The sequence below is a fragment of the Dactylosporangium sp. McL0621 genome (assembly GCF_049995355.1).
Lineage (GTDB): Bacteria > Actinomycetota > Actinomycetes > Mycobacteriales > Micromonosporaceae > Dactylosporangium.
The window spans coordinates 12,250,777-12,276,237 of sequence record NZ_CP188259.1; the positions used below are offsets into that span (position 1 = coordinate 12,250,777).

Here is a 25,461-nt window from a genome sequence, read left to right on the forward strand (position 1 = left end):
GGTCTGGCGATCTGTGACGCAGCCGACTCATACTGTTTGACGAGGCTAAGGGGGGAACCGATGCCGACCGTCTTCTATCAGAGTCACGACATCGTCATCACTGATGATGTCTTCGCGATCTGGAAACCCGAGCCCCAGGTGTACGACCTGGAGGCCCTCGAAGATCTGCGCATCGAGCACGGCGGCCGCTCCGGTCGCGCGGCGCTCGTTGCCGCGGGCGCCCTGGTCACGGTGGGGGCCGTGGCCGCGATGACGCTCACCGATGGCCCCGGTCAATTCGTGGTCGCCGCGGCGGTGCTGTCGGTGCCGCCGCTGACCGGCCGGGCGATCCGGATCTTCACCCCGGTCGTCTGGCTGCTGCGCGCCAGTTACGCCGGCGCCGGCGTCACGCTATTCGCATCGAACAACGCGATTACGGTTCTGCGCATACGGCGCAGCCTGATGCGCGCCTTCGCCGCCAACGCGGCGAGCATGGAGCGCCTCGACCGCACCGGTTACGCCGAGGCTTACCGGAGGCTGAACTCCCTGCTCTGAGGGGTCGACCTCCAGCACCTGCCCGCGGGACTCGTAGTCCCGCGGGCAACGCCCGTTGCCCGGTTTGCCGGAAATATGCATTCATGGGCCAACCTTGCATACTCGCGTGTCGTGTTGCGACGCGCTACGTATGCTGAGGGCTCACGTCCTAGGGTTTCAGGAGGTCGACCCGATGGCCGAGAACAGCAACGCTCTCGACTGGCGCAGGTCCCGATTCTGCGGCTCGAACACGTGCGTCGAGGTGGCATCCAACGCTGACGTGGTACTCATTCGCGACGGCAAGGATCGGGACTCCGCCCGTTTGAGATTCGACCGGTCAGCCTGGCGAACCTTCATCGCCGGCCTGCGGTCTGACGAAATCGCGGCGAACCGCTGACGGCTAGGCTCGGTCGAATTGGCCGATCTTGACCCCGGCCATGAATGCCCGCCACGGGCCGGACTCGAAGGAGAGCACAGCCTCGCCGGGGTTCTTGCCGTCCCGAACGTGCACATTGTTCGCGGCGGCGACCTCGACGCACGTCGTGTTGCTGCAGTAGGAGCTGCGGCGGAAGACGCGTGGCATGGCCGATTCGTGCATGGTTCACCTGGGTTTCTGACAGGGAGGCAGATCGCCTCCGGTCGGGTTCTTCGGCTTCAGGCCGAAGATCCTTCATCGGCCGGCCAGAGATCCGCGGCGGCGGGGGCCTTCGCGGCGGCAGCAATCCTCCGGGCCGATTCGACTTCCCCGATAGAGGCGTCCCACATCCGATCCCAGCCCTCGCGATGACGCGCGATGCGGACGGAATCGTCGACGATTTCGTCGATGGTATAGCTCTCTCGGTACAACACGGCGTGGCTGTTGTCTTCGCTCGACAGGTACAGCAAATCGAATTGGCCGAACGGCGGATAAGGGCTCGAGAGCGGGTGGATGCGCACGCTGATCCAGCCTTCGGCGATTGCCGAACTGACCGCGGACAGCGCCTCTCCAAGTGCCTCGGCCCCGCCGTACTGGCGCAGGAGTACCGACTCGTCGAACAACGCAAAAAGCTTGGGGCGCGGATCGCGATCGCGCAGCGCGTGGCGACGCGCGGTCCGGATCTCGGCGCGCGTGCGAATCTCGGCGTCGGTCAGATCACCCACGAAGCCGCTGTTCACGGCGAGGGCATAGGCCTCGGTCTGCAGCCATCCGGGGATGACCGCCGGCGCGAAGCTCAGCATCACCGTGGCCTCGGCCTCGTAGCTGATCATCTGACGCATGGCCGGCGTCAGCATGTCCTGATAGCGCCGGTCGTCCCACCACTGCTTCCGCTGCCGCTTGGATGCCTTGGCCGCCTGGATCAGATCTTCAACGATCTGGCGATCCCTGATGCCGAGGTGGGACAGCAGCGGGCGGAGGTCGTTCGCCGAGATGGTGACCTCGCCGGACTCGATCCGCATCACCTTCGAGAGGGACCACTCCATCGCCTCGGCGACCTGAGACTGGGTGTCTCCCTTGCGGGAGCGGGCATCCTTGATCGCCAGCCGAACCTTCCGGCGAGCGGCCGCGGGCGCGTCACCCGAACTCATCGTGTCCCTCGTTGGACGTATGTCTAGTTGCCATATCGCTGGTCGTAGTTCAGCCTACGCGCCGGGTCGTGGCGTGTGGGTAAGTCATGAAAAGATGCGAGTCGCCCATACCCCACGTTGTCGGGAAATATGTCACTCGCACGGGTGACCCTGTCAGGCCGTCGCCCAGTGTAGAACCTAACTGCGATACGGCACTCGGGGATATGGCAGTTTCGCCGGATCGTTACCTACCGGACAGTAGGGTCACGACCCGGCGAAAGTGGTCAACCCGACGTCGCGTAGCGAGCGCGCCACTCCAGGGCCCGGATCAGGGCCCGCCGCACCTGCCCGAAGGTCTGGCGGTCGGTGCTGTGGAAAAGTCTGACGTCATGGGGTCCGTACTGGGCGCGGATCTCCTGAGCCGGGCGGGACCGGCCCGAGCGAGGGTGCTGCAGCACGTACACGCCCTCGAGGAAGTCCAGGCGGTACTGCACTTGCGCCGGGCGCAGGATCACGAAGTGATCGCTGGTCACGACCAGGTCGGGGCTTTGGTAGAACATTCGCATATCCCTTTCCCCTCGGCCTTGCTCGAGGGGTCGGCCGTGCGGTGAGGATGGCATCGGACGTCGATGCCCGCCTCTCCGCGTAACCAAAGGTGGCGGCCGCAACCAGAACAGCGCCCGCTCGCCGCCGGGCGCTGGTGCGCTTCCGCCACTCACCCCCTCGTGGCTCTCCTTCGATGGTTGCATGGCCGCATCCCTACGCGCTAGCTCACAACCTGCCATATCGCAGATAGCCGAAAAGCCGGTTGCAAATTACGCACGGTGACACCCCGGGGGTCGGCGTCAGATCGGCAGCGGGTCGGAGCGGTACTCCAGGGCGCGGATCAGAGCCCTTCGGACGGCCCCGAACGTGGCGCGGTCGGTGGTGTAGAAGATGCGTACGTCGGTCGATCCGAAGCGCGCCCGGATCTCGTGCCCCGTACGGAAGCCGGCCCCCCGACCGTGCTTCACGATGTACGGCGCCTCCATCTCGTCGAGCGGAAACCGCTGGGCCTCGGGGTACATCACAACCACGTGCGTGCTGGTGATCAGGATGTCCGAGCTCCGATAGAACATCGCCGCCCCCTCCAACAGCGTGTCGGTATTCAGATGGTCCCATGCGTCGTCACCCCGGAACAGGCGTCAACCTGCCATATCGCAGATGGCGACGTGACGATTGCCTGACCGGTGGATGGCGTTCCGGGATTTCGGACCACGATCGGGCGAGCGGGAGGACCGGCGTGAGACGCGCACCACACCCTGCCGTGCGCCCCCCGGCGGCCCGGCGCCGGTGGCGCTCTTCGCACCCGCAAAGCCGAACGCCGGGCGCCCGCAGTGGGCAACCCGGCGTTTTGCCTGGTCGAACGGCGGAGGATACGAGATTCGAACTCGTGAGGGTTTTATCCCAACACGCTTTCCAAGCGTGCGCCCTAGGCCACTAGGCGAATCCTCCGTGCGCCAGGATACCCATCGCTTGCGAGGTTCGCGCACCGGGTATTGTGGTCCGTAAGCCACTCGTGCGGCGGCACCTCATGAACCTCCCCAGGGCCGGAAGGCAGCAAGGATAAGTGAGCTCTGTCGGGTGCACGGGTGGCCTCTTTGCATCCTGAGCCCGCCCGGTGACGCCCGCCGAAAAGTGTCGGTGGTCGGGAGTACGGTGGTCCCGGCTCTAGTCGAACGGAGGACCGCTGGTGGCGCTCGCGCTCTACCGCAAGTACCGGCCTCGCACGTTCGCCGAGATCATCGGCCAGGAACACGTCACCGAACCGCTGTCGCAGGCCCTGCGCTCGGGGCGGCTCAACCACGCGTACCTCTTCTCCGGCCCCCGCGGCTGCGGCAAGACCAGTAGCGCCCGCATCCTGGCCCGCTCGCTCAACTGCGAGCGCGGGCCGACCCCGGAGCCGTGCGGCGAGTGCCAGTCCTGCCGAGACCTGGCGCCCGACGGCTCCGGCTCGATCGACGTCATCGAGATCGACGCGGCCAGCCACGGCGGCGTCGACGACGCGCGCGACCTGCGCGAGCGGGCATTCTTCGCGCCGGTTTCGAGCCGCTTCAAGGTGTACGTCATCGACGAGGCCCACATGGTGTCCTCGGCCGGCTTCAACGCGCTCCTCAAGCTGGTCGAGGAGCCGCCCGACTACGTCAAGTTCGTCTTCGCCACCACCGAGCCCGAGAAGGTGCTCGGCACGATCAAGTCCCGGACGCACCACTATCCCTTCCGGCTGATCCCCCCGGGCGTCCTGCGGCCGTACATCGAGCAGATGACCGCCATGGAGGGCGTGAAGGTCGAGCCCGCCGTCTTCCCGTTGGTGGTGCGCGCCGGGGCCGGCTCGGCCCGGGACACCCTCTCGGTGCTCGACCAGCTCATCGCCGGCGCGGGCGAGGACGGCGTCACCTACAGCCGCGCGGTCGCCCTGCTCGGCGTCACCGACGTGGCCCTCATCGACGAGATGTGCGAGGCCCTCGCCGCCGACGACGGCCGCGGCGCCTACGGAGTCATCGACCGCGTGGTCGAGGCTGGCCACGACCCGCGCCGCTTCGCCTCCGACCTGCTCGAGCGCCTGCGCGACCTGATCGTCCTGCAGCAGGTGCCCGACGCCGTCGAGAAGGGCCTGCTCGACGCGCCGCACGACCAGCTCGAGCGGATGGGCGCCCAGGCCGCCCAGCTGGGCCAGGCGACCCTCTCGCGCTACGCGGACATCGTGCACAACGGCCTCACCGAGATGCGCGGCACCACGGCCCCGCGGCTGCTGCTCGAGCTCATCACCGCCCGCATGCTCCTGCCGGGCGCCGACGATTCGAGCTCGGCGCTGTTGCAGCGCCTGGAGCGCATGGAGCGCCGCCTCCAGGCCGGCGGCGTGCCCGCGGCCGCCCCGGCCCCCGTTTCCGCCCCGGCCCCGGCTTCCGCTCCGCCCCCCGCGTCCGCCGCGCCACCCGTTTTCACCGCGCCATCCGCTGCTGCCGCGCCACCCGCTGCTGCCGCGCCACCCGCTGCTGCCGCGCCACCCGTTTCTGCCGCACCGGCCCACGTTTCTGCCGCGCCGGCCCGCGCTTCCGCGGCTCCGGGCCCCGTTTCCGCCGCTCCGGTCTCGCCGGCGGCGGGCGAGGGCGGCAACCGGGGCCTCGACTACATCAGGGATGCGCGTTCGAACGGCGCCACGCCCGCGCCGCCGGCCGCCGCGCCGCCGCCGGGCACCTGGTCCGAGCCCGCACCCGATCCCGATCCCTCGGCGCCGGCCGCCCCTGCACCTCAGCCCGAGGCCGCGCAGGCTCCCGCACCCCAGCCTCCCGAGCCGGTCGTGTCCGCCCCGCCGGCGAGCGGTGGAGGCGGCATGGACGCCGACGCCATCCGCCGCGTCTGGCCCGACCTGCTGGCCCTGGTGAACGACAAGAGCAAGAAGGCCGGCGCCATCGTGCGCGAGGCGACGGTCCAGAGCGTGGAGGGCACCACGCTGGTGCTCGGCTTCAAGTACTCCACGCACGCCGACATGCTCAACGCCTCCCCGGACGTGCTGCTCAAGGCGCTTCAGGAGCTCCTGGGAGGCCGCTGGCAGGTGCGCTGCGAAATCGGCGGCCAGCCCGGCGGCGGAGGCGGCGGCAACCGCCCGGCGCCCCCGAAGCCGACGCCCCAGCCCTCCGGCCCGTCGTCACCCGCGCCGCCTGCCGGTCCGGCACCGGCGGGCAACGGCCAGTCGTACTCCGCGCCGCAGCAGGCCCGCCCGTCGAGCGCCCCGCAGCCGGTGGCCGCGCCGCAAGCCGCCGCGCAAGAGGAAGAGTGGCCGGTGGCCGCGATCCCGGGCGGCGCGGCGAGCGCGTCCGCTGCGGAGGAGTGGCCGACGCCGGCGGCACTCGGAGGCGACTGGCCGGCCGCGGCAACACCCGGCGGCTCCGCTGGGGCACTTCCGGGCGGCTCGCCCGGGGCACTACCGGCCGGCTCGCCCGGGGCAACGTCCGGCGGCCCGGGCAGGGCAATGTCCGGCGGCCCAGGCGGGGCAATGTCCGGCGGCCCAGGCGGGGCAATGTCCGGCGGCCCAGGCGGGGCAATGTCGGGCGGCCCAGGCGTGGCACCGTTCGGTGGCCCGGGCGGGGCACAGCCGGGCGGCCCGGGCGGGGCACAGCCGGGCGGCCCGGGCGGGGCACAGTTCGGCGGCCCGGCCGCGGCCCCCATCGCCGCGCACCCATCCGCCCCCGATCCGTCGGCCGCCAACTCGCCCGCCGTCACCCACGCGGTCGCCGCCACTCACGGAGCCGCTGCGCCCGGCGCAACCGCCCAGTCCGCGGCCACCCTCTCCGCACAGCCCGCCGCCGGCACCGCCTCCGCGCGGTCCGCCCACGCCGGCACCGCTGCCTCGCATCCCGCCGCCGGCACCGTCCACGCCCATCGCGACCCGGCTGGCACCGCCTCCGCGCAGTCCGCCGCCCACACGGCCGCTCGGTCCGCGGCCGCCGCCTCCGGACAATTCGCCGCCCCACCGTCCGCCGGAGGGGCCACGGCATCTCCCGCGGGTGCCGCCCCGTCCAGTTCGTCCGCATTTGCCGGAAATAGCGCCCCGGCTCCGGCGACCAACGGCGGCCGGGCGCGCCAAGGTGGCTCGAGCGCGGTGGAGAAGGCCCGCGAGGCGGCCAGCCGCGCCGCGGCCTCCGCGGCCGGGGGAGGTCGTCGCAACGCCGGCCCCGCCGCGGCCCCGGGGCGCGCACCGGCCCGCGCCGGTGGCGAGTCGGCCTGGGAGGGTGTGGGCGCGGAAGAGCCGCCCTTCGACCCCGAGTACGACTCGCCCGTCGCCGACCCGCGGTTCCCCGGCCTCGACCCGGGTGACGAGCTGCTCGACGACGCGTCCGAGGTGCGGGAGACGAGCGAAGAGGCCGCGGTACGGCTGCTGATGGAGACGCTCGGCGCCGAGAAGATCAGCGAAATCAGCACCTGACCGCGGTCGTGAAAAGCGCCCGGCACCGCGGTTGAAACGCGGTGCTGGGGCCGATTCAGCGGTGCGGAAAGACTGTCAGGTGGCGGCGCGGTGGGGGTGCGGGGCGAGTACCGTTCGCGTTCGGGTCAGCGTCGCGAAAGGGTTGGCGAACTGCAGCACCAGCGTGCCGAACTCCGCTCCCGGCAGGCATTGGATGATGAGGAGCTGGTCGCCTCGGCGGGCGTCCCAGAACGTATTGCCGTGCGCGCCTGCCGTGATGATTCCCGGCAGGTGCAGGGCATTGCGGCGCGGCGGCAGGGGCGGGGCCTCGGAGCGGGGCGCAATGCGAATGGAGGAGACCGCGGCCAGCGAAAGTTCCACGCGGTCGCGCCTGGTCCAGAGGCGGTCCAGGCCCTGCGGTTCGATGACGAGGGCGCTGTCGGTCACGGTCAGCTGAAGATTGGTCGGGACCTTCATCAACGCTAGCAAACCCGCGGCCAGCACAATCGGGACCGCCGCGAGCACCAGTGCGGAGCTCATGAAAACCGAATGTACGCCCATCGACGTCCGCTGTCGGGGCTTTAGACAAACCGGCGTGGCGTAGGTCCGAACGGACGAATTCCATCGGGCGACGGAAGGCAGTTGGCATTGATGTACACGATTGACTGGATTGACGGCGCCGTGGTGTTGGTGGATCAGACGCGGTTGCCCGGGGAAGAGGTGTACCTGCGGCTGGAGACCGTTGACGGGCTCGTCGAGGCGATTCGGCGGCTGCGCGTGCGCGGGGCGCCGGCGCTCGGGGTCGCGGGGGCGCTCGGGGTGGCGCTCGCGGCGAAGCAGTTCGAGGCGGGGCGGGAGCGGGATCAGGCGGTACACCTGCTGCGCACTGCTCGGCCGACGGCGGTCAACCTGGCCCGCGGCGTGGAACGGGCGGTGGCGTTGCTGCCGTCGTTCGAGGCGGTGCTGACGGAGGCGCTGCGCGTCCGGGACGAGGAGATCGCCAACTCCCGGAGCATGGCCCAGCGCGGGGCGGACCTGGTCCAGAGTCTCTGCGGGGCGGCGCCGACGCTGCTGACGCACTGCAATACGGGCGGGCTCGCCACGGTCGTGGACGGTACGGCGCTCGCGGTCGTCTTCGAGCTGCACCGCCGCGGGGCGCTCGGCGGGGTGATCGCCAGCGAGACCCGGCCGCTGCTGCAGGGCGCGCGCCTGACCACGTGGGAGCTGCGCAAGGCGAACATCCCGCACCGGCTCGCGGTCGACTCGGCCGGGCCGTTCCTCATGGCGCGCGGCGAGGTCGGCGCGGTGATCCTGGGTGCCGACCGCATCTGCGCGAACGGCGACGTGGTGAACAAGATCGGTTCGTACGCGCACGCGCTCGGCGCCCGCGCGGCCGGCATCCCGTTCATCTGTGTGGCGCCGGAGTCCACGGTGGACCTCGCCACGGCGTCGGGGGCGGACGTGGAGATCGAGGACCGGGGCGCGGCCGAGGTCGCGGGGGCGACGGCGCCCGAGGGCACGGACGCGGTCAACCCGGCGTTCGACGTCACGCCGGCCGAGCTGGTGACCGCGGTGGTCACCGACAGAAGGACCTTCTCGGGCCGGGCGGACGCTTAACCACCGAGCAAGGTCACGCCGGGCGACGCCAACCACCGAACGAGAGCACGCCGGGCGCCGGGCCGACGCCAAGCCACCGAACGAAACCACGCCAGACGCCGGGCGGACGCCCAGCCACCGAACGAAATCACGCCGGGCGCCGGGCCGACGCCCAGCCACCGGGGTCACGCCGGGCGCACGGCCCGGACGGTCTTGCGATCGGCCGAGACCGACTCGATCCAGCCGCCGACGCGGCCCAGGCGCAGCAGGACGTCGGCGCGCGCGGGCAGGTCGGCGGACTCGCCCGGCTCCGGCGGCCAGGCGACCCGCGCGGTGTGGCCGGGAGTGAGCCAGGCGGTGAGCGCGCCGATCGGGTCGGCCCCGTCCAGCGCGGCCCGGGCCGCCGCGAGGTCGGCCAGCACGGCGTCGAGGGCCCGCCCGACCGCGGGCGCGTTGCCCCCGCACATCGCCGCGGTGAGGTCGGGGCGGGAGGCGGCCACGCGCGTACCGTCGCGGAACGACCCGGCCCCCAGCGTCCCGGCGAGCGGATCGTTGGAGATGAGCGCGGCGACCGCGGCCGCGACGAGGTGCGGCACGTGCGAGATCGCGGCCGTGGCGGCGTCGTGCTCGTCGGCGGTGGCCGGCACGACCCGGGCCCCGAGGCCGGTGACGAGGGCCGCGAGGTCGACCCAGTCGCGCAGGTGGGCGCCGTCCTCGGTCAGGCACAGTACCCAGGCGCAGTCCTGGAACAGCCGGGTGTCGGCGGCGGTGAAGCCCGACGTCTCGCGGCCGGCCATCGGGTGCCCGCCGATGAACGTGGCCAGCGCCTGCCCGCCGGTGCGCAGACGGTCGGCGGCCAGGTCGCGCACCGGGCCCTTGACCGAGGTGACGTCGGTGACGACGCCGACGTACCCGAGGGACGCCAGCTCGTCGAAGACCGACCCCACGGCCGGCAGCGGCACCGCGACCACGGCCAGCTCGGCGTCGCGCACGGCGTCGGCGATCGAGCCGGACACGTGCCAGCGCGCGTTCGCCGGCGCCTTGGCCGCGGCCGTGCGCGCGGTGGCGCGCGTCGCCGGATCCGCGTCGTACCCGCTCACCCGGTGCCCGTGCGCCGCGAGCGCCCGCAGGACCGACCCGCCGATCAGCCCGAGGCCGATCACCGCCACGTTCAACGTCGCAACCCGCACTGCGGAACTGTCGCACACCGCCCGATCACCCGTTCGGCTCGGGACGCCCGCCGAACGACTTATGTGGACCTATTCCTGACCGTTCGCGAGATTACGTCCAGTTACCGTGCTTCCATGCGACTTATCCCTTTTGTGGCGGCTGCCGTCGCGGCCGTCGCCGTCCCCTCCGGGGGCATCGCGAGCGCGGCCGGGGTCCAGCGGAGCCCGCTGCGCTCCCCGCAGTTCGACGGAACCGTCTACGCCGCCGCCTACCTGGGCGAAACCGTCTACGTGGGCGGCTCCTTCGGCAACGCGGTCGTGAACGGCCGCAGCATCCCGCGGGCCCGCCTGGCGGCGTTCAACGCGCGCACCGGGGCCCTGCTCGACTGGGCCCCGAGCGCGGACGCGACCGTACGCGCCCTGGCTACCGATGGTCACTCTGTGTATACGGCCGGTGACTTTTCGCGCATTGCGGACGCGAAGCGGGACTCGCTCGCCTGCTGGACTGGGCGCCACAGGCCAACGGCATCGTCGGGGTGCGCACGCTCACCGCCAGCGAGCCGCTGCGCCAGGTGGTGGCCGGCGGCGAGTTCACCATGGTCGCCGGGGCGAGCTGGAAACGGCTCGCGGTCTTCGGCTGACGCGCCGGGCTAAGCTGCAAATGTGGCAGTGAGCGAGTCGCAGTGGAAGGAGCCGGGCGGTCCCGCCGCGGCGACCGCCCAGCCCGGCCCCTGGCCGGGGGCCACCGGACGGCCGGTCGTCGGCCCGCCGCCGCGGCTGAGCGCCCAGACGCCGACCGCGCGGCCGCCGACCCCCGCCGCGGCCTACGGCGCCTGGCAGGGCGCGTTGCGGCCGCCGATGTTCAAGGTCAGCCAGGCCCGCCCGACCTACCGCGAGCCCCTGCCCGTCCGCGGCCAGTCGGTCGCCATCGGCGGCGCCGCGGGCGCGGCCTGGATGCTGCTGTTCGGGCTGCTCATGAACGGCTCGGCCCGCTCCTACGTGTGGGCGTCCCTCGTCGCCGGCTTCCTCGCGTGGGGCGCGGCCGCGATCCTGGCCCGCTTCGGCGACCGGGGGGCCGCGGTGGGCGTGGCGGCCGCGAGCGGCGTGGCGGTGGCGATCGCGGGCATCCTCGTCGCCTACCGCCTCGCCGGTGGCGACTGGCTCCTGTGGTGAGCCGCGTGCGAAATGCGCTGCGTGGTGAACGCCGCGACTGACTGTTGCGGTACCAGGGACCAAGCTTCGAAAATCGCGAAAACCCAATGCTTCTCTTGACGCCGATTGCGTCGAGGATCACCCTCAGCACCATGGCTTTGAGGCTGCAGCGGCTCGATCCCGAGCGGCGACGCCGGCGGCTCGCGCTGCTGGTCGAACTCGCGGATGCCAAGGCGCTCCGCGAGCGGCTCCATCCACGCCGATTGCGCGCCGACCGCCTGCGCGAGCTCATCGCCAACCGGCGCCGAATCGCCGGCTGAGCCCGCGAGCCGCGTCGGGCGAACCGCCGGCTGAGCCGCAAGCCGCGTCGGGCGAACCGCCGGCTGAGCCGCAAGCCGCGTCGGGCGAACCGCCGGCTGAGCCGCGTCCGACGAACCGGCGGCCGGGCCCCACGAACGGCCGGCGGAGCCCCTAACGCCGAGCCGCGCGCGGCGGACCGGCCGGAGGAGCCCGTTCGAGTTCACCCTCTCGGGCGTAAGGAGAAGACGACTCGCCGAGACGGACTCCGGGGCCCTTTGCCCGCAAGCCGCAAGCCACTCGAATAGTGTTCACGCGTACCGACGAGCACCGACCGGGGGGACCGTGTCGCACTTCGCTGCCGCTGTCACGCGCGGCGCTGAGGGCTGGGCCGCAGCCGAGCTGGACCTCAGCGGCGTCGCCGACATCGAAGAGATCACCGATCGCCTTCGTGACGCCGATCCCGAGGCGTCCGTCTCGCTGCTGTTCGTCGAGTCCGACGACGCGTACCTCGTGATCCTCCGCCTCGACGAGGGCGAGGATCTGCGGGTCTTCGGCTCGGATCAGCTGTTCGCCGAGGAGTCGCGGCTGGGCGCGATCCTCCTGGGCGACATCGAGGAGCAGCTGCCCGAGATCGCCGCCGCCGACGAGGATGAGGCCGAGGAGGACGAGGAGGAGGAACGGCCCGCCGCCGAGCCCGACATCGAGCCCGTCGGCGACCCGGAGCTGCTGGCCGACCTCGGCATGCCCGGCGGACGGCTCATGGAGCTGTGCACCCAGGAGGGCATGCTCCCGGCCGACATCACCGCCGAGATCGGCCAGGCCATCGGGGCCGGCGACGAGATCGAGGAACTCCGCGAGGCCTGATGCGGCACTGGGAGGGCGCGATGCGCCGGGCCCTCGAGGTCGCCGCGCAGGCCGGGGCCGACGTGCCGATCGGGGCCGTCCTGCTCGGGCCGGACGGCACCGAGCTCGGCGCCGCGCACAACGAGCGCGAGCTCACCGGCGACCCCACCGCGCACGCCGAGATGCTGGCCCTGCGCCGGTCCGCCGGTGCGACCGGCTGGCGGCTCGAGGACTGCACACTCGTCGTCACCGTCGAGCCGTGCACCATGTGCGCGGGCGCGATCGTGCTGGCCCGGGTCGGGCGGGTCGTGTTCGGGGCGTGGGAGCCCAAGACGGGCGCCGCCGGCTCGCTGTGGGACGTGCTGCGCGACCGGCGGCTCACCCACCGCCCCGAGGTGATCGGCGGCGTGCTCGAGGCCGAGTCCTCAGCGCTGCTGCGCGACTTCTTCCGTACGCACCGCCAGTAGCGGCTCCGCCGTGCGCCGGGCGTCCTCGGTCCACGGCGCCGGGCGCAGCGTGCCCGGGTCGAGCTTCACGTTGACCCGGCGGCCCTCGGCGTGGACTGTCGCGCCGTCGGCGGAGAGGATGCGGAAGCGGTACACCGCGCTGCTCTCCCCGAGGGTCTCGATCCAGAAGTGCACGCCGATGTCGCCGGTGCCGCGGACCGGGGTCCGGTAGGAGATCGAGTACTCGGCCACGGCGTGCATGGCATCGGGCGACGACGGCCGGCCGCCGGCGAACGAGACGCCGCGCTCGCCCCACCACTGCGAGAGCGCGCGCTCCAGAAAGACGGCGTACCGCGAGTTGTGCACGATCCCCATCGGGTCGAGGTCGTCGAAGTGAACGGTGAACGGTTCCACGTGGCCGGACATCATGCCTCCGGAAGAAGTTCGGGTCGGGGACTGAGACCGCGCAGCCGCACGAGGGCGGCGGTGCGCGCGTGTGCGTAGACCTTGCTCGCGGGCAGCAGGCGCGACTCGTAGACGGCCGCGGTCCCGTGCGCGTTCAGCTCGAACGACAGCTGCTGAGGGTCGGTGTCGGCGCGCAGCTCGCCCAGCTCGACGGCCTCGGTGACGAGCCGCTCCAGCAGCACGTGCCAGCGCTCCAGCGCCCCGGCCAGCCGCGCGTGCACGGGCCCGGGCCGGGCCACGAACTCGAACTGGGCGAGGCAGAAGAAGCACCCGCCGGGCAGCTCACCGGAGGCGATGTCGGCCAGCCGTTGCTCGTGCAGCGCCCAGAGCCGGCGCACGCCCCGCGGCTGGTACAGCGCCGGGCGCACGACCACCTCGGTGAAGCGGGCCTCGGCGTGGTCGGCCGCGGCGAGCTGCAGCTCCTCCTTGGTGCGCCAGTGCGCGAAGAGCCCGGACTTGCTGACCCCGAGGCGCTCGGCGAGCTGGTTGAACGAGAGCCCGTCGAGGCCGGACTCGGTGGCCAGCACGACCGCGGCGTCGAGGGCGGCGGTGCGGGACCGCTCGCCGCGCGCCAATCGGCCGTCAATCATGCTCAGACGGTACCAATAAAAAAGTGCGATCGGTCGGATTGTTTTATGTGGGCAGGGTCACCGTCACCCGCAGCCCGCCGCCGGCCCGCGGCTCGGCCTCGGCCGTCCCGCCGTGCGCGACCGCCACCGAGCGCACGATCGACAGCCCCAGCCCGGTGCCGCGGGCGGAGCCGGTCCGGGACCGCAGCCGGCGGAAGGGCTCGAAAAGACCCGGGATCTCGTACCCCGGGATGACGGCTCCGGTGTTCTCCACGACGAGCAGCGCGCAGTCCCCGGCCAGCGTGGTCGTGACCCAGACCGCGCCGTCCGGCACGTTGTACGCCAGCGCGTTGTCCACGAGGTTCTGCACGACCCGCTCCAGCAGCACCGGGTCGCCGGTGACCGGCGCCGGCCCGAGGTCGGCCACGACGTCCGCGTCCGCGACCACGTGCCGGGCCACCTCGGCGAGGTCGACCCGGTCGTGCACGGTCAGCTCCTGCTCGGAGGCGACGAGCGTGAGCAGCCCGTCGATGAGCCGCTCGTGCCGCGCGTTGACGGCCAGGAGCGTCTCCCCCAGCTGCACCAGCTCCGGCGGCGGGTCGGGCCGGCCGAGCGCCACCTCGATGAGCGTGCGGTTGATGGTCAGCGGCGTGCGCAGCTCGTGCGAGGCGTTGGCGGCGAACCGGCGCTGCCCGTCGAAGGCCTGGTCGAGCCGCTCCAGCATCGAGTCGAAGGTGTCCGCGAGCTCCTTGATCTCGTCCCGCGGCCCGTTCAGCGCGATCCGCTCGTGCAGGCTGCCGCCGGCCACCCGGCGGGCCGTCTCGGTGATCCGCCCGACCGGCCGCAACGCGCGCTCCGCGACCAGCCAGCCGAAGCCGACCCCGATCACGGTCACCAGGCCGAGCGCGATCGAGCCCTGGGTGATCAGGGCGTGCAGGGTGGACTGCTCGATCTGGTCCTGGCGCTCCTGCAGCTGCCGCACGGTGTCCAGGAACCGCTGCTGGTCGGCGCCGAGCAGGCTGAGGGCCTCCGGCGGCAGGTCGTCGAGCTTCACGGGCGACTTGCGCTGGTGGATGTTCTGCTCGACCAGCAGGTAGGTCACCCCGAGCAGCAGCGCTCCCCCGGCGAGGAACAGCGCGCCGAACAGCACGGTCAGGCGGACGCGGATGCGCAGGTGTCTCACGGGATCTGGTACCCCACTCCGGCGACGGTCTCGATGACGGGCGGATCGCCGAGCTTGCGGCGCAGCGTCATCACGGTCACCCGCAGCACGTTGGTGAAGGGGTCGATGTGCTCGTCCCAGGCCCGTTCCAGCAGCTGCTCGGCCGAGACGACCCCGCCCGCGGCCCGCAGCAGCTCCTCCAGCACCGCGAACTCCTTGCGGGTCAGCGCCACGTAGTGCCCGCCCCGGAACACCTCGCGCCGGTTCGGGTCCAGCCGCAGGTCGCCGCGCTCCAGCACCGGCGGGGCGGCCGCGCGGGCGCGCCGGCCCAGGGCCCGGACCCGGGCCACGAGCTCGGTGAACGCGAACGGCTTGCCCAGGTAGTCGTCGGCGCCGAGGGACAGCCCGGCGACCCGCTCGGCCACGGCCGAGGCCGCGGTGAGCATGAGGATCCGGGTGTCGGGCAGGCGCGCGCTGACCTGGCGGCAGACTTCGTCGCCGGCGACCGCGGGCAGGTCGCGGTCGAGGATCAGCACGTCGTACTCGTTGACGCCGAGCCGCTCCAGGGCGCCCGCGCCGTCGTAGGCCACGTCGACCGCGAACGACTCGCGGCGCAGCCCCTCGGCGACCGCGTCGGCCAGCAGCTGCTCGTCCTCGACCACCAGCACTCGCATGTCCCCATGGTGCCGTGCCGCCGCGTAAGCCGGGGATAAGCGCCGGTGCTGATGCCCGGCTTAGCGGCGCGCGCCTTGACTGGGCCGCATGAAGAAGCTGCTGGTCGTCCTCAGTTGCCTGCTGCTGTTCGGGTGCTCGTCGCCGTCCAAGGGCCCGTCCGTGGCCTCGGCCGGCAACGGCACCGCCACGCCCTCGGCCTCCGCCCCGGTGGACAAGGCCGAGGCCAACCGCCGGTTCGCGCAGTGCATGCGCGAGCACGGGGTCGACGTGCCGGACCCGGGGCCCGACGGGAACATCCAGTTCGACCCCAACGCCGCGCAGGATCGCAACCGGGCGGTCGCGGCGGCGTCGGCCTGCCAGCAGTACCTCCCCAACGGCGGCACCCTCGAGAACCTCTCCCCGGACCAGCTCGAGCAGGCGCGGGCCTTCGCCAAGTGCATGCGCGAGCACGGGGTCGACATGCCGGACCCGGACCCGAACACGGGCGTGTCGGCGATTCTCAACAGCGGGATCGACTTCAACTCGCCCACGTTCAAGGCCGCGGCCGACGCGTGCAAGGCGCTGGTGCAGCGGTGAAACGCTTGCTCTGGCTCCTTCCGGCGCTGGCCGGGATCGTCTTTATCGGATATGTCGAATTTCGTCCGGACTCGGGATCGGTCGCCGCTCCACCCGCGCCGCACACCACGACCATCACCAGGGGCACGCTGACGGCGACCGAAACCGTGGACGGCACGCTCGGCTTCGGCGACCCGGTCACGGTCAACGGCCGCCTGCCCGGCATCGTCACCGCACTGCCGGCCGAGGGTTCGACGATCCACCGCGGCGAGGCCATGTACCGCGCCGACGGCCGCCCCATCGTGCTGTTCTACGCCACCGCGCCCTTCTACCGCGCGCTGCAGCCGGGCGCCGAGGGCGAGGACGTGCGCGCCTTCGAGGCCAACCTCGCGGCGCTGGGGTACAAGGGCTTCACCGCCGACGACTCGTACACCGGCGCCACCGCCGACGCCGTGCGCGACTGGCAGGAGGACCTCGGGCTGCCCGAGACCGGCACCGTCGAGCTGGGCCGGATCGTCGTCGCGCCGGACGCCGTGCGCGTGGGCGAGGTCAAGGCGCACGCGGGCGACAACGCGGCCGGCCCGATCCTGCAGTGGACCGGCTCGACCCGCCTGGTCACCGTCCAGCTCGACGTCACCGAGCAGCGCCTCGCCGCCGTCGGGGCCGACGCCACCGTGAAGCTGCCGGACGACCGCGAGGTACCGGGGAAGATCTCCGCGATCGGAGCGGTGGCCACGGCATCGGTGCAGAACAACCAGACCAAGGTGACCGTCGACGTCACCGTGACCGTCGCCGACCAGACCCGGCTCGGCACCTATGACGCCGCGCCGGTGCGGGTGACGCTGGTGTCGCAGCAGCGCCAGGACGTGCTGATCGTGCCGGTCAACGCGCTGGTGGCACTGGCCGAGGGCGGCTACGGGCTGCAGCTCGTCTCCGGCGGTACAACCAGAACCATTGCCGTCAAGACCGGCCTCTTCGCCTCCGGGCGCGTCGAGGTCTCCGGCCCGGACCTCGCCCCGGGCCTGACGGTCGGGGTCGCGGGATGATCGCCCTGGAGAAGGTCCGGAAGGTGTACCCGGGCGGCGTGGTCGCCCTCGACGACGTCTCGCTCACGGTCGAGGCGGGCGCGCTGGTCGCGATCGTCGGCCCGTCGGGCTCGGGCAAGTCGACCCTCCTGCACCTGATCGGGGCGCTGGACGTGCCGACGAGCGGTACCGTGCGCATCGACGGCCGGGACGTCTCCGCGCTCTCCGACACCGGCCTGTCCCGGCTGCGCGCGACGACCATCGGGTTCGTCTTCCAGCAGTTCCACCTCGCGCCCGGGGTGCCGGCCCTGGACAATGTGGCGGACGGCCTGCTGTACGCGGGCGTGGGCCGCACCGAACGCCGGCGCCGGGCCGCGGCGGCGCTGGAGCGCGTCGGCCTCGGGCACCGGCTCGCGCACCGACCCCACCAGCTCTCGGGCGGCGAGCGGCAGCGGGTGGCGATCGCCCGGGCCGTGCTCGGCGACCCGCCGCTGCTGCTGGCCGACGAGCCGACGGGCAACCTCGACAGCGCCGCCGGGGCCGGAGTCATGGCGCTGCTGCGCTCGCTCCGGGAGGCCGGAACGACGGTCGTCGTCATCACGCACGACCGCGACATCGCCGCGTCGCTGCCGCGGCGGATCTCGCTGCTGGACGGGCGGCTGTCATGAAAACCGCGGACATCCTGCGCCTCGGCGGCATCGGACTGCGGACCCGGCCGCTGCGCGTCGTGCTCTCCGCGCTCGGCATCGCCATCGGCATCGCCGCGATGGTCGCGGTCGTGGGCATCTCCTCCTCCAGCCGAGCCGAGGTCGACCGCCGCCTGGCCGCGCTCGGCACCAACCTGCTCACCGCCGGCCCCGGCAAGTCCTTCTTCGGCGACGCCTCCCACCTGCCGGAGGACGCCGAGGCCATGGTCGCCCGCATCGGCCCGGTCACCACCGTGTCGGCGACCGGGCGGCTGCCCGCGGCGCACGTGTACCGCACCGACCGCATCCCGTCCGCGGAGTCCGGCGGCATCGCGGTGCTGGCGGCCCGCCCGACGCTGCCGGGCACGGTCGGCGCGACCGTCCACGCCGGCACCTGGCTGACGGCGCCGACGTACCCGACGGTCGTGCTGGGCGCGCGGGCGGCCACGATCCTGGGACTGACCGGCGACGGCCTGGGCCTGAACGTGTGGCTCGGCGACCATTGGTTCACGGTGGTGGGAATCCTGGATCCGGTACCGCTGGCGCCCGAACTGGACTCCGCGGCCCTCATCGGCTGGCCGGTCGCAACGTCGGTGCTCGACTTCGACGGGTACGCAACGACGATCTACAGCCGCACGCGCGACGACGCCGTGACCGCGGTGGCCGCGGTGCTGGCCGCGACCGCAAACCCGGAGGCGCCGAACGAGGTGCAGGTGTCCCGCCCCTCCGACGCACTCGCCGCGAAGGCCGCGACCGACCAGGCGTACACGGGCCTGCTCCTGGGCCTGGGAGCGGTGGCCCTGCTGGTCGGCGGCGTGGGCGTGGCGAACACGATGGTCATCTCGGTACTGGAGCGCCGCCCGGAGATCGGCTTGCGACGCGCCTTGGGGGCGACGCGTTCGCACGTGCGGCTGCAGTTCCTCGCGGAGTCGCTGCTGCTGGCCGGCTTGGGCGGCGCGGTCGGGGTGCTGCTGGGGCTGCTCGTGACGTCGTCGTATGCCGCTTGGCGCTCATGGCCGGTTGTACTGCCGTGGTGGTCACTGCTCGGCGCGTTCGGGGCGACACTGCTGATCGGCGTGGTGGCGGGCCTCTATCCGGCGATGCGGGCGGCTCGCTTGTCTCCGACGACGGCCTTGGCGGCGTAGAGGTCCGGCATCTCGGGCGCTGCCGCGTCGCGCGCGGCTGCGCCCGAGCCCCGTCGCGCGCGGCTGCGCCCGAGCCCCGTCGCGCGCGGCTGCACCCGAGCCCCGTCGCGCGCGGCTGCGCCCGAGCCCCGTCGCGCGCGGCTGCACCCGAGCCCCGTCGCGCGCGGCTGCGCCCGAGCCCCGTCGCGCGCGGCTGCACCTGGGCTCCGTCGCGCGCCACGCACCGCTGCGCCCCGGCCCCGACGGGCCGCGCGGGGTCGCACTTCGGCCCCTCACGCCGCGCGCCTCTGTGCCCGAGCCCTGGTCGCGCCGTGCGCTGGGCCCGCACATGCGGACCCGTCGCCGCGTCGCGCGTCTCATGCCCGACATTCCGGCAACCTCGGGCCCGATATGTCGGGCGCTGGCGCGCCGCGACATATCGGATTTATACCTTATTTCCGGTCCTACTTGATGATCGTCTTGAGCGCGATCTCAACCATCTGCGAGAACGTCTGCTCCCGCTCCTGCGCCGTCGTACGCTCGCCCGTCTTGATGTGGTCCGACACCGTGAGCAGCGTGAGCGCGCGAGCATTGAACCGAGCGGCGATGGTGTACAGCGCCGCCGACTCCATCTCCACGGCGAGCACCCCGTAGTCGGCGAGACGGTCGTAGAGGTCGGGTCGGTCGGTGTAGAACGCGTCCGCGGCGAGGATCGGCCCGACCCGCATCTGAACCCCTTGCTCGGCCGCAACGTCAACGGCCGTGCGCAGCAGCCCGAAGTCGGCCACGGGCGCGTAGTCGATGAGCCCGTCGAACCGCGCACGGTTCATATTGGAGTCGGTACTGGACCCGATGGCGGCAACGACATCCCGCAGCTTGAGCTCCTCGCGGATGGCCCCGCAACTGCCGACGCGGATGAGCGCCTTGACCCCGTAGTCGTTGATCAGCTCGTGCGCGTAGATGCTCGCGGACGGCATGCCCATGCCCGACCCCTGCACGGAGACCGCGACGCCCTCGAACGTCCCGGTGTACCCGAGCATGTTGCGGACGGTGGAGTAGCAACGGGCATCCTTGAGGTACGTCTCGGCGATCCACTTCGCCCGGAGGGGGTCTCCCGGCATAAGGACCCGCTCAGCAATCTGACCCGGCTCAGCGCCGATGTGCGTGCTCATAGGTTGATCCTGCCAAACGATGAGCCCCCGCGCGGACGCCCGGGTGGAGTCAGGTAACCTCTTCGACGGTGGCGTGTCCGAGTGGCCTAAGGAGCACGCCTCGAAAGCGTGTGAGGGTGCAAGCCCTCCCGGGGTTCGAATCCCCGCGCCACCGCCAGCAGGACCAGCCAAAACGCCCGGCACCTCTAGCAGGAGGCGACCGGGCGTTCGGCTTTCCAGTCCCCCGAGCCCACGCTGGATGCTGGCTCAGAAGAAGCTCAGATGAGGCAGGAGCTTCCCGGCCGCCTCGATGATCGATCGGGACTCGTCGTGCGCCTCGGCAGCCTCGGTCGGGGTGGTGCCGATCTCTTGCGCCGACGGGTACTCAAGCTCGTTGCGCCTTCGTCGTAGCGCGCCGAAGCGACGGAAGTGGTCCTGGAACTGGGCGCGTACCGCCTGTTCGATTGCATAGTGGCCGCCCTTGCTGGTCGGCCGCAGGCCCTGCTGCGCTAGCAGTGCGGTACATGCGAACCGGGCCGCATCGTAGGCCAACGTGTAACTGCTGTCCGGATCCTTGTCGGCCAGGACGACAGCCGAAAGCAGGGTCCGGTGGGCCTTGTCGAGCAGCGGCTCGCCGTTTGCGTCTGCACCTTGGATTTTCTGCAGGTCGCCGAGCTGTAGTAGCTCTCGGATCTTGTCGGCTCCCTGCGCCCACTGAGGCATTGTGGTCCTTCCGCTCGGCGACGCCCCCGTGGGCTAGTTGGCGGCGTCACGGTCGATGACTGTTACCAGCGGTGACGCCCTGATCTGCTGGATCAGGGCGTCTGAAGCATCCTGCCACTGCTGCGGCGATCGCACCGTTGGGTTGACCGGCAGGCCTAGACGATCCTGGGCCGCGTCTGCCGCCTCGTACACCGCGGCTCGCGCGGAGGTGCCGATCACCAGTACGTCCACGTCGTTGGGCAGTGCACCCGGCTCACCCTCGTGCCGTGCCGCCCAGGAGCCGTAGATGTAGACGCGTCGTACGCCGTGCACGTCCGCGAACGCCTCGCCGACTACGGTCTGCGGACCGAACGTCAGCAACAGCAGCTGGCTCAGGGCCTTTGCGACGGGATGGTCGGTCGCCGCCCTCAGCAGTCGCGTCCGGCCGACCCGGCGGTCATGGATCAAGCCGGCGGTCACCAGCCGCTGCGCCTCGCGGTGGAAGGTGGAGAGCGGAACGCCCAGGCGACCGGCCAGCTCGGTGGCCTGGTATTCCTCCCGTGGGTGCAAGTAGAGCCAGGTCAGCAGCTCGGCCTGGTGCTGCGAGCGGAAGAGGGGCAGCAGGCTCGGGGCTTCACTGCGCATTAATGGAATATATATCCCAGTTAAGTGAAGTGTCGTTGGAACTCAGCGGACGGCGGCTCGGACGCTTGGGCGTAGCAGGGTTGCGGCCAAGGTCAGCAGTACCAGGCCCTGGATCGACTGCTCGATGCGGAACCACAGCGGGAACGGGCTGTCCGGCAGCAGGGCCAGCGCGGCGATCCCCAGGGAGCCCGCGATCGACACCCACAGGAGCCGCCGGTACGCGCCTCGGTGGCCGGTGCGCAGCTGGGATGCCCAGCGCAGGGCCAGCAGGGACAGGAGCAGGATGCCCGCCGCCCGGATCCAGACCACGCCGTTCACGGCGGCCGGGTCCGTCGCGGACAGGATTGCGGTCGCGGCCAGGAGGGCGGCGGAGAGGGCGGTGAACAGCTGCAGCAGGCGGAGCGGCGTCGAAGTCATGCCTAAAAGCTAGGAAGAACGGCGGTCGCGCAGTATCCGTCTGGGCCCCGGTGTGGGTGGGGCCAGGCCCACTCCAAGTAGCGTGGGGCCTATGCCGTCAGCGCGTGATCCGATTGCCGATCTGCGGCGCATCGCGTTTCTGCTCGAGCGCGCCCATGAGAAGACCTATCGCGTGCGCGCGTTTCGTGGCGCCGCGACCAAGCTGCTCAAGCTGCCCGAAGGGGAGCTCGCCGCTCGGGCGGCGGCGGGCACGCTCACCGAGATCGCGGGCATCGGCGATGTCACGGCCCGGTGTGTCGTCGAGTCGCTCAACGGGGAGGAGCCGGTCTACCTGCGCCGGCTGGAGGCTACGGCCGGGCAGGACCTCGACGACGAGACGGCGGGGCTGCTGCGGGCGCTGCGCGGGGACTGCCATGCGCACTCCGACTGGAGCGACGGCGGGTCGCCGATCGACGAGATGGCCATGGCCGCGGCGCAGCTCGGGCACGAGTACCTCGTGCTCACCGACCACTCGCCCCGGCTCACCGTGGCACGGGGGCTGTCGGCCGAGCGGCTCGCCGAGCAGCTGGACGTGGTCGCCGACGTCAACGCCGGGTTCGGCAATCTCGGTATGTCGTTCCGGCTGCTCACCGGGATCGAGGTCGACATCCTGGCGGACGGCTCGCTCGACCAGACCGACGAGCTGCTCGACCGGCTCGACGTCGTGGTCGCATCCGTGCACAGCAGCCTCAAGGACGAGCCCGAGGTCATGACGCGGCGGATGGTCAACGCGCTCGCGAATCCGCGCATGGACATCCTCGGGCACTGCACCGGGCGGCTCATCACCGGCGGGCGGGGTACGCGGGCCGAGAGCCGGTTCGACGCCGAGAAGGTGTTCGCGGCGGCGGTCGAGCACGACAAGGCGATCGAGATCAACTCGCGGCCCGAGCGGCTCGACCCGCCCAAGCGGCTGCTCCGGCTAGCGCTGGAGGCCGGCTGCCGGTTCACCATCGACACCGACGCGCACGCCCCCGGGCAGCTCGACTGGCTCGCCAACGGGTGCGCCCGCGCCGTCGCCTGCGGCGTGCCCGCGGACCGGATCCTCAACACGCTGCCCGTCGATGAGCTGCTTGCGTGGACGGCGTCGCACAAGTAGGCCCTGGGAGATCCCGACGCCGCACAGCACGATCAGACCGCCCACCGGCTGGTGCCAGGTCAGGTGCTCGCCCAGGAACACCGTTCCGGCGATGGCGGCCACGAACGGCGGGAAGTACGTCACCATCGAACCCGTCGTCACGCCCGCCGTCTGCACGACGTAGTAGTTGAGGCCGAAGGCGATGCCGGTGCCGAACACGCCCAGCGCGAACACGCCCAGCCACACCCGCGGCGTCAGCGAGAGCGGCGAGGGCGGGAGCCCGGCGATGAGCGGGGCCGCGATGACCAGGTGCAGCGTCGACATGATGAGCTGCCCGGTCGAGAGCTGGAACGGCGAGATGTCGAAGTGCTGCATCAGCCAGCGCGTGTAGTTGAACGCGATCCCGTAGCAGACGACCGCCGCCAGCAGCATGAGCTGGCCGGACAGTGAGCTGCCGCCGACTCCTTCCCATACGCCGAGCACTACGAGTACACCTAGAAAGCCAGTCAGGAGGCCGCCGATCTGGCGCCGGCTCGGGCGCTGGGACCGGACCGCGACCAGGGTCACCAGCAGGGTGGTGAGGGGCGCGGTGCCGTTCCAGATGCCCGCGAGCACCGATGGCACGCGCTGCTCGGCGTAGCCGAAGAGTGTGAACGGTACCGTCGCCGCGAACAGCGAAAAGAGGAACAAATGGCCCCACAGCCGGGCCCCGCGGGGCAGCGGCAGCCGGCGGACCGCCAGGAACAGCAGCAGGGCCAGCGCGCCCAGGGCGATGCGGTAGAGCGCGATGTAGACCGGCGGGAGTCCCGTGAGCGCGTCCTTGATGAACATGAAGCTCGTGCCCCAGATCAGGGCGACGGCGGCAAAGGCGGGCAGCCAGCGCTTGCTGTCAGGGGCGGGACTCGTCATGGCCCTTACTCTGCCCTAAAGCCGAAAGACTGTCGCCCGGCCCCAGCCACGGGTTGCGAATTGGCCTGTAGGGTCGGCCCGTGGGTTCTATCGATGACATCGCCAACCGATATGTCGAGCAGTGGGCGCCCCTGGACCCGATCGGGGCGACCTTCGTCGGCGTGGCCGGCCACGACCACGAGTTGACCGACCTCTCCCCGGACGGCTTCGCCGCGCTCGCCGACCTCGACCGCGCCGCCCTCATCGCGCTCGGGGCCGAGACGCCGGCGAGCGAGACCGAGCGGGTCGCGAAGGAGGCCATGCAGGAGCGCCTCGGGCTGGCCCTGGAGCGCTACGAGGCCGGCGACCTGACCAGCGACGTCAACGTGATCTCCAGCCCGCTGCACGGGGTGCGGAGCTCGTTCGACCTCATGCCGACCAGCGGTGAGGAGGCCGTCGCCAACATTCTCGCCCGGCTGGGTGGGGTACCGAAGGCGCTGGCCCAGTGGCGTCAGACCCTCATGCACGAGGCCCAGCGCGGCAACATCGCCCCGGCCAAGCAGATCGTCGAGGTCGCCAAGCAGTGCGAGGTCTGGGCCGACCTCGAGGGCGACAACTTCTACCCCGACCTGGCCGCCCGCATCGGCGCCGAGAACCCGGCCCTGGCCGGCGAGCTCGCGGCCCGGGCCGAGGCCGCGCGGGCCGCCACCGTGGAGACGGGCGAGTTCCTGCGCCGCGAGCTCGCCCCGCTCGGCCGGCCCAAGGAGGCCGCTGGGCGGGAGCGGTACCAGCTCGCCTCCCGCTACTTCCTCGGCGCGACGGTCGACCTCGACGAGGCGTACGCCTGGGGCTTCGACGAGCTCGCACGCCTCGAGTCGGAGATGCGCACCGTCGCCGACAAGATCGTGCCGGGCGGCTCGGTCGACGAGGCGGTCGCGGCCCTCGACTCCGACCCGATCCGGGTGATCCGGGGCAAGGAGGCGTTCCGCGACTGGATGCAGCAGCTCGCCGACGCCACCGTGGAGCAGCTCAACGGCCACCACTTCGACATCCCGGAGCAGGTCCGCGCGATCGAGTGCATGCTCGCCCCGACCTCGGACGGCGGCATCTACTACACCGGCCCGAGCGAGGACTTCACGCGCCCGGGCCGCATGTGGTGGGCCGTGCCGCAGGGCGTGGACAGCTTCTCGACCTGGCGCGAGGTCACGACGGTCTACCACGAGGGCGTACCAGGCCATCACCTGCAGATCGCCCAGACGTACGTGCGCGCCGAGCTGCTCAACCGCTGGCGCCGGGTGCTCGCGTGGTCGTCCGGCCACGGCGAGGGCTGGGCGCTCTACGCCGAGCGGCTCATGGACGAGCTCGGGTACCTCGCCGACCCCGGCGACAAGCTCGGCATGCTCGACGGCCAGGCGTTCCGCGCGACCCGCGTGATCGTCGACATCGGCATGCACCTCGAGCTGCCGATCCCGCGCGACAACCCGTTCGGCTTCGCGCCGGGCGAGCGCTGGACGCCGGAGCTCGGCTGGGAGTTCCTGCGCGCGCACTGCCGCGTGGAGGAGAAGAGCCTGCGGTTCGAGCTCAACCGGTACCTCGGCTGGCCCGGGCAGGCCCCCTCCTACAAGCTCGGCGAGCGCGCCTGGCTGACCGCCCGGGCCGACGCCCAGGCCCGCAAGGGCTCGGACTTCGACCTGCGGGCGTTCCACCGCGACGCGCTCAACCTGGGCTCGCTCGGCCTGGACCCGCTCAGCGCGGCCCTGGCCCGGATCTAGGG

28 protein-coding genes, 2 tRNA genes, 1 other RNA gene and 1 pseudogene are annotated in these 25,461 nt (G+C 71.8%); 16 read left to right on the forward strand and 16 right to left on the reverse strand.

Going from position 1 to position 25,461, the window contains the following annotated elements:
- Positions 1 to 60: 60 nt before the first annotated feature.
- Positions 61 to 534: a DUF6232 family protein gene (locus tag ACPPVO_RS58145; RefSeq protein ID WP_426508394.1), complete on the forward strand. Its 474-nt coding sequence runs from the start codon at positions 61 to 63 to the stop codon at positions 532 to 534.
- Between the two features lie 172 nt (positions 535 to 706).
- Positions 707 to 910, forward strand: coding sequence for a DUF397 domain-containing protein (locus tag ACPPVO_RS58150; protein ID WP_426508396.1), 204 nt, complete (start codon positions 707 to 709; stop codon positions 908 to 910).
- 3 nt (positions 911 to 913) lie between these two features.
- On the opposite strand, the gene ACPPVO_RS58155 is transcribed toward ACPPVO_RS58150, so the two are convergent.
- The 5 genes from ACPPVO_RS58155 to ACPPVO_RS58175 form a co-directional block, all read right to left on the reverse strand.
- Positions 914 to 1,096, reverse strand: a complete 183-nt coding sequence (locus tag ACPPVO_RS58155; RefSeq protein ID WP_426508397.1) for a DUF397 domain-containing protein — start codon at positions 1,094 to 1,096, stop codon at positions 914 to 916.
- Positions 1,097 to 1,167: 71 nt separating this feature from the next.
- Complete coding sequence (locus tag ACPPVO_RS58160; RefSeq protein ID WP_426508399.1) at positions 1,168 to 2,079, reverse strand: helix-turn-helix domain-containing protein; 912 nt, start codon at positions 2,077 to 2,079, stop codon at positions 1,168 to 1,170.
- Between the two features lie 263 nt (positions 2,080 to 2,342).
- Positions 2,343 to 2,618: a hypothetical protein gene (locus ACPPVO_RS58165; protein ID WP_360375303.1), complete on the reverse strand. Its 276-nt coding sequence runs from the start codon at positions 2,616 to 2,618 to the stop codon at positions 2,343 to 2,345.
- Positions 2,619 to 2,903: 285 nt separating this feature from the next.
- Positions 2,904 to 3,176, reverse strand: coding sequence for a hypothetical protein (locus ACPPVO_RS58170; RefSeq protein WP_426508402.1), 273 nt, complete (start codon positions 3,174 to 3,176; stop codon positions 2,904 to 2,906).
- A 291-nt stretch (positions 3,177 to 3,467) separates the two neighbouring features.
- Positions 3,468 to 3,552 (reverse strand) — tRNA-Ser (locus tag ACPPVO_RS58175).
- Between the two features lie 54 nt (positions 3,553 to 3,606).
- Here ACPPVO_RS58175 and ffs point away from each other — a divergent pair.
- Both ffs and ACPPVO_RS58185 read left to right on the forward strand, forming a co-directional pair.
- Positions 3,607 to 3,700, forward strand: an RNA gene (ffs, locus tag ACPPVO_RS58180) — signal recognition particle sRNA small type.
- A 90-nt stretch (positions 3,701 to 3,790) separates the two neighbouring features.
- Positions 3,791 to 7,024: a DNA polymerase III subunit gamma and tau gene (locus tag ACPPVO_RS58185; protein ID WP_426508404.1), complete on the forward strand. Its 3,234-nt coding sequence runs from the start codon at positions 3,791 to 3,793 to the stop codon at positions 7,022 to 7,024.
- 75 nt (positions 7,025 to 7,099) lie between these two features.
- Here the strand turns inward: ACPPVO_RS58185 and ACPPVO_RS58190 are convergent, their stop codons facing one another.
- Entirely contained in the window at positions 7,100 to 7,543 is a 444-nt protein-coding gene (locus tag ACPPVO_RS58190; RefSeq protein ID WP_426508406.1) for a hypothetical protein, read from the reverse strand.
- Positions 7,544 to 7,693: 150 nt separating this feature from the next.
- Here ACPPVO_RS58190 and mtnA point away from each other — a divergent pair, with 150 nt between their 5' ends.
- Positions 7,694 to 8,620, forward strand: coding sequence for an S-methyl-5-thioribose-1-phosphate isomerase (gene mtnA, locus ACPPVO_RS58195; RefSeq protein WP_426508408.1), 927 nt, complete (start codon positions 7,694 to 7,696; stop codon positions 8,618 to 8,620).
- Between the two features lie 164 nt (positions 8,621 to 8,784).
- On the opposite strand, the gene ACPPVO_RS58200 is transcribed toward mtnA, so the two are convergent.
- The gene (locus ACPPVO_RS58200) at positions 8,785 to 9,789 is read right to left on the reverse strand and encodes a prephenate dehydrogenase (protein ID WP_426508410.1); all 1,005 of its coding nucleotides are present in this window, start codon (positions 9,787 to 9,789) and stop codon (positions 8,785 to 8,787) included.
- Positions 9,790 to 10,431: 642 nt separating this feature from the next.
- Between ACPPVO_RS58200 and ACPPVO_RS58205 the strand changes: the two genes are divergently transcribed.
- From ACPPVO_RS58205 to ACPPVO_RS58220, 4 genes are all read left to right on the forward strand, one after another.
- Positions 10,432 to 10,941 (forward strand): hypothetical protein, encoded by a 510-nt coding sequence (locus ACPPVO_RS58205; protein WP_426508412.1) that lies wholly within the window; start codon positions 10,432 to 10,434, stop codon positions 10,939 to 10,941.
- A 95-nt stretch (positions 10,942 to 11,036) separates the two neighbouring features.
- A complete protein-coding gene (locus tag ACPPVO_RS58210) occupies positions 11,037 to 11,240 on the forward strand; it encodes a hypothetical protein (protein WP_426508413.1) in 204 nt (67 codons plus the stop codon).
- Between the two features lie 322 nt (positions 11,241 to 11,562).
- Positions 11,563 to 12,084, forward strand: coding sequence for a tRNA adenosine deaminase-associated protein (locus ACPPVO_RS58215; protein WP_426508415.1), 522 nt, complete (start codon positions 11,563 to 11,565; stop codon positions 12,082 to 12,084).
- Positions 12,085 to 12,104: 20 nt separating this feature from the next.
- Positions 12,105 to 12,530: a nucleoside deaminase gene (locus tag ACPPVO_RS58220; protein WP_426514903.1), complete on the forward strand. Its 426-nt coding sequence runs from the start codon at positions 12,105 to 12,107 to the stop codon at positions 12,528 to 12,530.
- Here ACPPVO_RS58220 and ACPPVO_RS58225 read toward each other — a convergent pair.
- From ACPPVO_RS58225 to ACPPVO_RS58240, 4 genes are read right to left on the reverse strand one after another with little or no spacing between them, the layout of a single operon-like run.
- Complete coding sequence (locus tag ACPPVO_RS58225) at positions 12,489 to 12,938, reverse strand: acyl-CoA thioesterase (protein ID WP_426508417.1); 450 nt, start codon at positions 12,936 to 12,938, stop codon at positions 12,489 to 12,491. The two genes, ACPPVO_RS58220 and ACPPVO_RS58225, sit on opposite strands and share 42 nt — an antisense overlap.
- Entirely contained in the window at positions 12,935 to 13,564 is a 630-nt protein-coding gene (locus ACPPVO_RS58230) for a TetR/AcrR family transcriptional regulator (RefSeq protein WP_426508419.1), read from the reverse strand. Before ACPPVO_RS58230 ends, ACPPVO_RS58225 begins: the two co-directional genes overlap by 4 nt.
- A 43-nt stretch (positions 13,565 to 13,607) precedes the next feature.
- On the reverse strand, positions 13,608 to 14,726 hold the full coding sequence (locus tag ACPPVO_RS58235; protein ID WP_426508421.1) for a sensor histidine kinase: 1,119 nt from the start codon (positions 14,724 to 14,726) through the stop codon (positions 13,608 to 13,610).
- Positions 14,723 to 15,379 carry a response regulator transcription factor gene (locus tag ACPPVO_RS58240; protein WP_426508422.1) on the reverse strand — a complete coding sequence of 219 codons (657 nt, stop codon included), beginning with the start codon at positions 15,377 to 15,379 and terminating at the stop codon, positions 14,723 to 14,725. Before ACPPVO_RS58240 ends, ACPPVO_RS58235 begins: the two co-directional genes overlap by 4 nt.
- An 88-nt stretch (positions 15,380 to 15,467) precedes the next feature.
- On the opposite strand from ACPPVO_RS58240, the gene ACPPVO_RS58245 reads away from it, so the two are divergent.
- From ACPPVO_RS58245 to ACPPVO_RS58260, 4 genes are read left to right on the forward strand one after another with little or no spacing between them, the layout of a single operon-like run.
- Positions 15,468 to 15,956 (forward strand): hypothetical protein, encoded by a 489-nt coding sequence (locus ACPPVO_RS58245; RefSeq protein ID WP_426508423.1) that lies wholly within the window; start codon positions 15,468 to 15,470, stop codon positions 15,954 to 15,956.
- A complete protein-coding gene (locus ACPPVO_RS58250; RefSeq protein WP_426508425.1) occupies positions 15,953 to 16,981 on the forward strand; it encodes a peptidoglycan-binding protein in 1,029 nt (342 codons plus the stop codon). Before ACPPVO_RS58245 ends, ACPPVO_RS58250 begins: the two co-directional genes overlap by 4 nt.
- A complete protein-coding gene (locus tag ACPPVO_RS58255; RefSeq protein WP_360375269.1) occupies positions 16,978 to 17,628 on the forward strand; it encodes an ABC transporter ATP-binding protein in 651 nt (216 codons plus the stop codon). The genes ACPPVO_RS58250 and ACPPVO_RS58255 overlap by 4 nt, the downstream gene beginning before the upstream one ends.
- Positions 17,625 to 18,791, forward strand: a complete 1,167-nt coding sequence (locus ACPPVO_RS58260) for an ABC transporter permease (RefSeq protein ID WP_426508426.1) — start codon at positions 17,625 to 17,627, stop codon at positions 18,789 to 18,791. The genes ACPPVO_RS58255 and ACPPVO_RS58260 overlap by 4 nt, the downstream gene beginning before the upstream one ends.
- A 443-nt stretch (positions 18,792 to 19,234) precedes the next feature.
- Here the strand turns inward: ACPPVO_RS58260 and deoD are convergent, their stop codons facing one another.
- Positions 19,235 to 19,942 (reverse strand): purine-nucleoside phosphorylase, encoded by a 708-nt coding sequence (deoD, locus tag ACPPVO_RS58265; protein ID WP_426508428.1) that lies wholly within the window; start codon positions 19,940 to 19,942, stop codon positions 19,235 to 19,237.
- Positions 19,943 to 20,009: 67 nt separating this feature from the next.
- Between deoD and ACPPVO_RS58270 the strand changes: the two genes are divergently transcribed.
- Positions 20,010 to 20,099 (forward strand) — tRNA-Ser (locus ACPPVO_RS58270).
- Between the two features lie 89 nt (positions 20,100 to 20,188).
- On the opposite strand, the gene ACPPVO_RS58275 is transcribed toward ACPPVO_RS58270, so the two are convergent.
- The 3 genes from ACPPVO_RS58275 to ACPPVO_RS58285 are packed head-to-tail and all read right to left on the reverse strand — an operon-like array spanning position 20,189 to position 21,685.
- Positions 20,189 to 20,644, reverse strand: a complete 456-nt coding sequence (locus ACPPVO_RS58275) for a hypothetical protein (protein ID WP_426508430.1) — start codon at positions 20,642 to 20,644, stop codon at positions 20,189 to 20,191.
- Positions 20,645 to 20,677: 33 nt separating this feature from the next.
- A complete protein-coding gene (locus tag ACPPVO_RS58280; RefSeq protein WP_426508432.1) occupies positions 20,678 to 21,268 on the reverse strand; it encodes a hypothetical protein in 591 nt (196 codons plus the stop codon).
- 42 nt (positions 21,269 to 21,310) lie between these two features.
- Positions 21,311 to 21,685 carry a hypothetical protein gene (locus ACPPVO_RS58285; RefSeq protein ID WP_426508433.1) on the reverse strand — a complete coding sequence of 125 codons (375 nt, stop codon included), beginning with the start codon at positions 21,683 to 21,685 and terminating at the stop codon, positions 21,311 to 21,313.
- A gap of 91 nt (positions 21,686 to 21,776) precedes the next feature.
- On the opposite strand from ACPPVO_RS58285, the gene ACPPVO_RS58290 reads away from it, so the two are divergent.
- Positions 21,777 to 22,820: a PHP domain-containing protein gene (locus tag ACPPVO_RS58290; RefSeq protein WP_426508434.1), complete on the forward strand. Its 1,044-nt coding sequence runs from the start codon at positions 21,777 to 21,779 to the stop codon at positions 22,818 to 22,820.
- A 72-nt stretch (positions 22,821 to 22,892) separates the two neighbouring features.
- Here ACPPVO_RS58290 and ACPPVO_RS58295 read toward each other — a convergent pair.
- Positions 22,893 to 23,708, reverse strand: a pseudogene (locus ACPPVO_RS58295) (DMT family transporter); the annotation flags it as partial.
- An 80-nt stretch (positions 23,709 to 23,788) separates the two neighbouring features.
- Here ACPPVO_RS58295 and ACPPVO_RS58300 point away from each other — a divergent pair.
- On the forward strand, positions 23,789 to 25,459 hold the full coding sequence (locus tag ACPPVO_RS58300; protein WP_426508436.1) for a DUF885 domain-containing protein: 1,671 nt from the start codon (positions 23,789 to 23,791) through the stop codon (positions 25,457 to 25,459).
- The last annotated feature ends 2 nt before the right edge of the window (positions 25,460 to 25,461 follow it).

Bases quoted from the DNA above. Each gene is read 5' to 3' on its own strand.
- ACPPVO_RS58145 (WP_426508394.1), top strand. From the start codon at position 61: ATGCCGACCGTCTTCTATCAGAGTCACGACATCGTCATCACTGATGAT.
- ACPPVO_RS58150 (WP_426508396.1), top strand. From the start codon at position 707: ATGGCCGAGAACAGCAACGCTCTCGACTGGCGCAGGTCCCGATTCTGC.
- ACPPVO_RS58155 (WP_426508397.1), bottom strand. From the start codon at position 1,096: ATGCCACGCGTCTTCCGCCGCAGCTCCTACTGCAGCAACACGACGTGC.
- ACPPVO_RS58160 (WP_426508399.1), bottom strand. From the start codon at position 2,079: ATGAGTTCGGGTGACGCGCCCGCGGCCGCTCGCCGGAAGGTTCGGCTG.
- ACPPVO_RS58165 (WP_360375303.1), bottom strand. From the start codon at position 2,618: ATGTTCTACCAAAGCCCCGACCTGGTCGTGACCAGCGATCACTTCGTG.
- ACPPVO_RS58170 (WP_426508402.1), bottom strand. From the start codon at position 3,176: ATGTTCTATCGGAGCTCGGACATCCTGATCACCAGCACGCACGTGGTT.
- ACPPVO_RS58190 (WP_426508406.1), bottom strand. From the start codon at position 7,543: ATGAGCTCCGCACTGGTGCTCGCGGCGGTCCCGATTGTGCTGGCCGCG.
- ACPPVO_RS58220 (WP_426514903.1), top strand. From the start codon at position 12,105: ATGCGCCGGGCCCTCGAGGTCGCCGCGCAGGCCGGGGCCGACGTGCCG.
- ACPPVO_RS58225 (WP_426508417.1), bottom strand. From the start codon at position 12,938: ATGATGTCCGGCCACGTGGAACCGTTCACCGTTCACTTCGACGACCTC.
- ACPPVO_RS58230 (WP_426508419.1), bottom strand. From the start codon at position 13,564: ATGATTGACGGCCGATTGGCGCGCGGCGAGCGGTCCCGCACCGCCGCC.
- ACPPVO_RS58240 (WP_426508422.1), bottom strand. From the start codon at position 15,379: ATGCGAGTGCTGGTGGTCGAGGACGAGCAGCTGCTGGCCGACGCGGTC.
- ACPPVO_RS58245 (WP_426508423.1), top strand. From the start codon at position 15,468: ATGAAGAAGCTGCTGGTCGTCCTCAGTTGCCTGCTGCTGTTCGGGTGC.
- ACPPVO_RS58255 (WP_360375269.1), top strand. From the start codon at position 16,978: ATGATCGCCCTGGAGAAGGTCCGGAAGGTGTACCCGGGCGGCGTGGTC.
- ACPPVO_RS58260 (WP_426508426.1), top strand. From the start codon at position 17,625: ATGAAAACCGCGGACATCCTGCGCCTCGGCGGCATCGGACTGCGGACC.
- deoD (WP_426508428.1), bottom strand. From the start codon at position 19,942: ATGAGCACGCACATCGGCGCTGAGCCGGGTCAGATTGCTGAGCGGGTC.
- ACPPVO_RS58275 (WP_426508430.1), bottom strand. From the start codon at position 20,644: ATGCCTCAGTGGGCGCAGGGAGCCGACAAGATCCGAGAGCTACTACAG.
- ACPPVO_RS58280 (WP_426508432.1), bottom strand. From the start codon at position 21,268: ATGCGCAGTGAAGCCCCGAGCCTGCTGCCCCTCTTCCGCTCGCAGCAC.
- ACPPVO_RS58285 (WP_426508433.1), bottom strand. From the start codon at position 21,685: ATGACTTCGACGCCGCTCCGCCTGCTGCAGCTGTTCACCGCCCTCTCC.
- ACPPVO_RS58290 (WP_426508434.1), top strand. From the start codon at position 21,777: ATGCCGTCAGCGCGTGATCCGATTGCCGATCTGCGGCGCATCGCGTTT.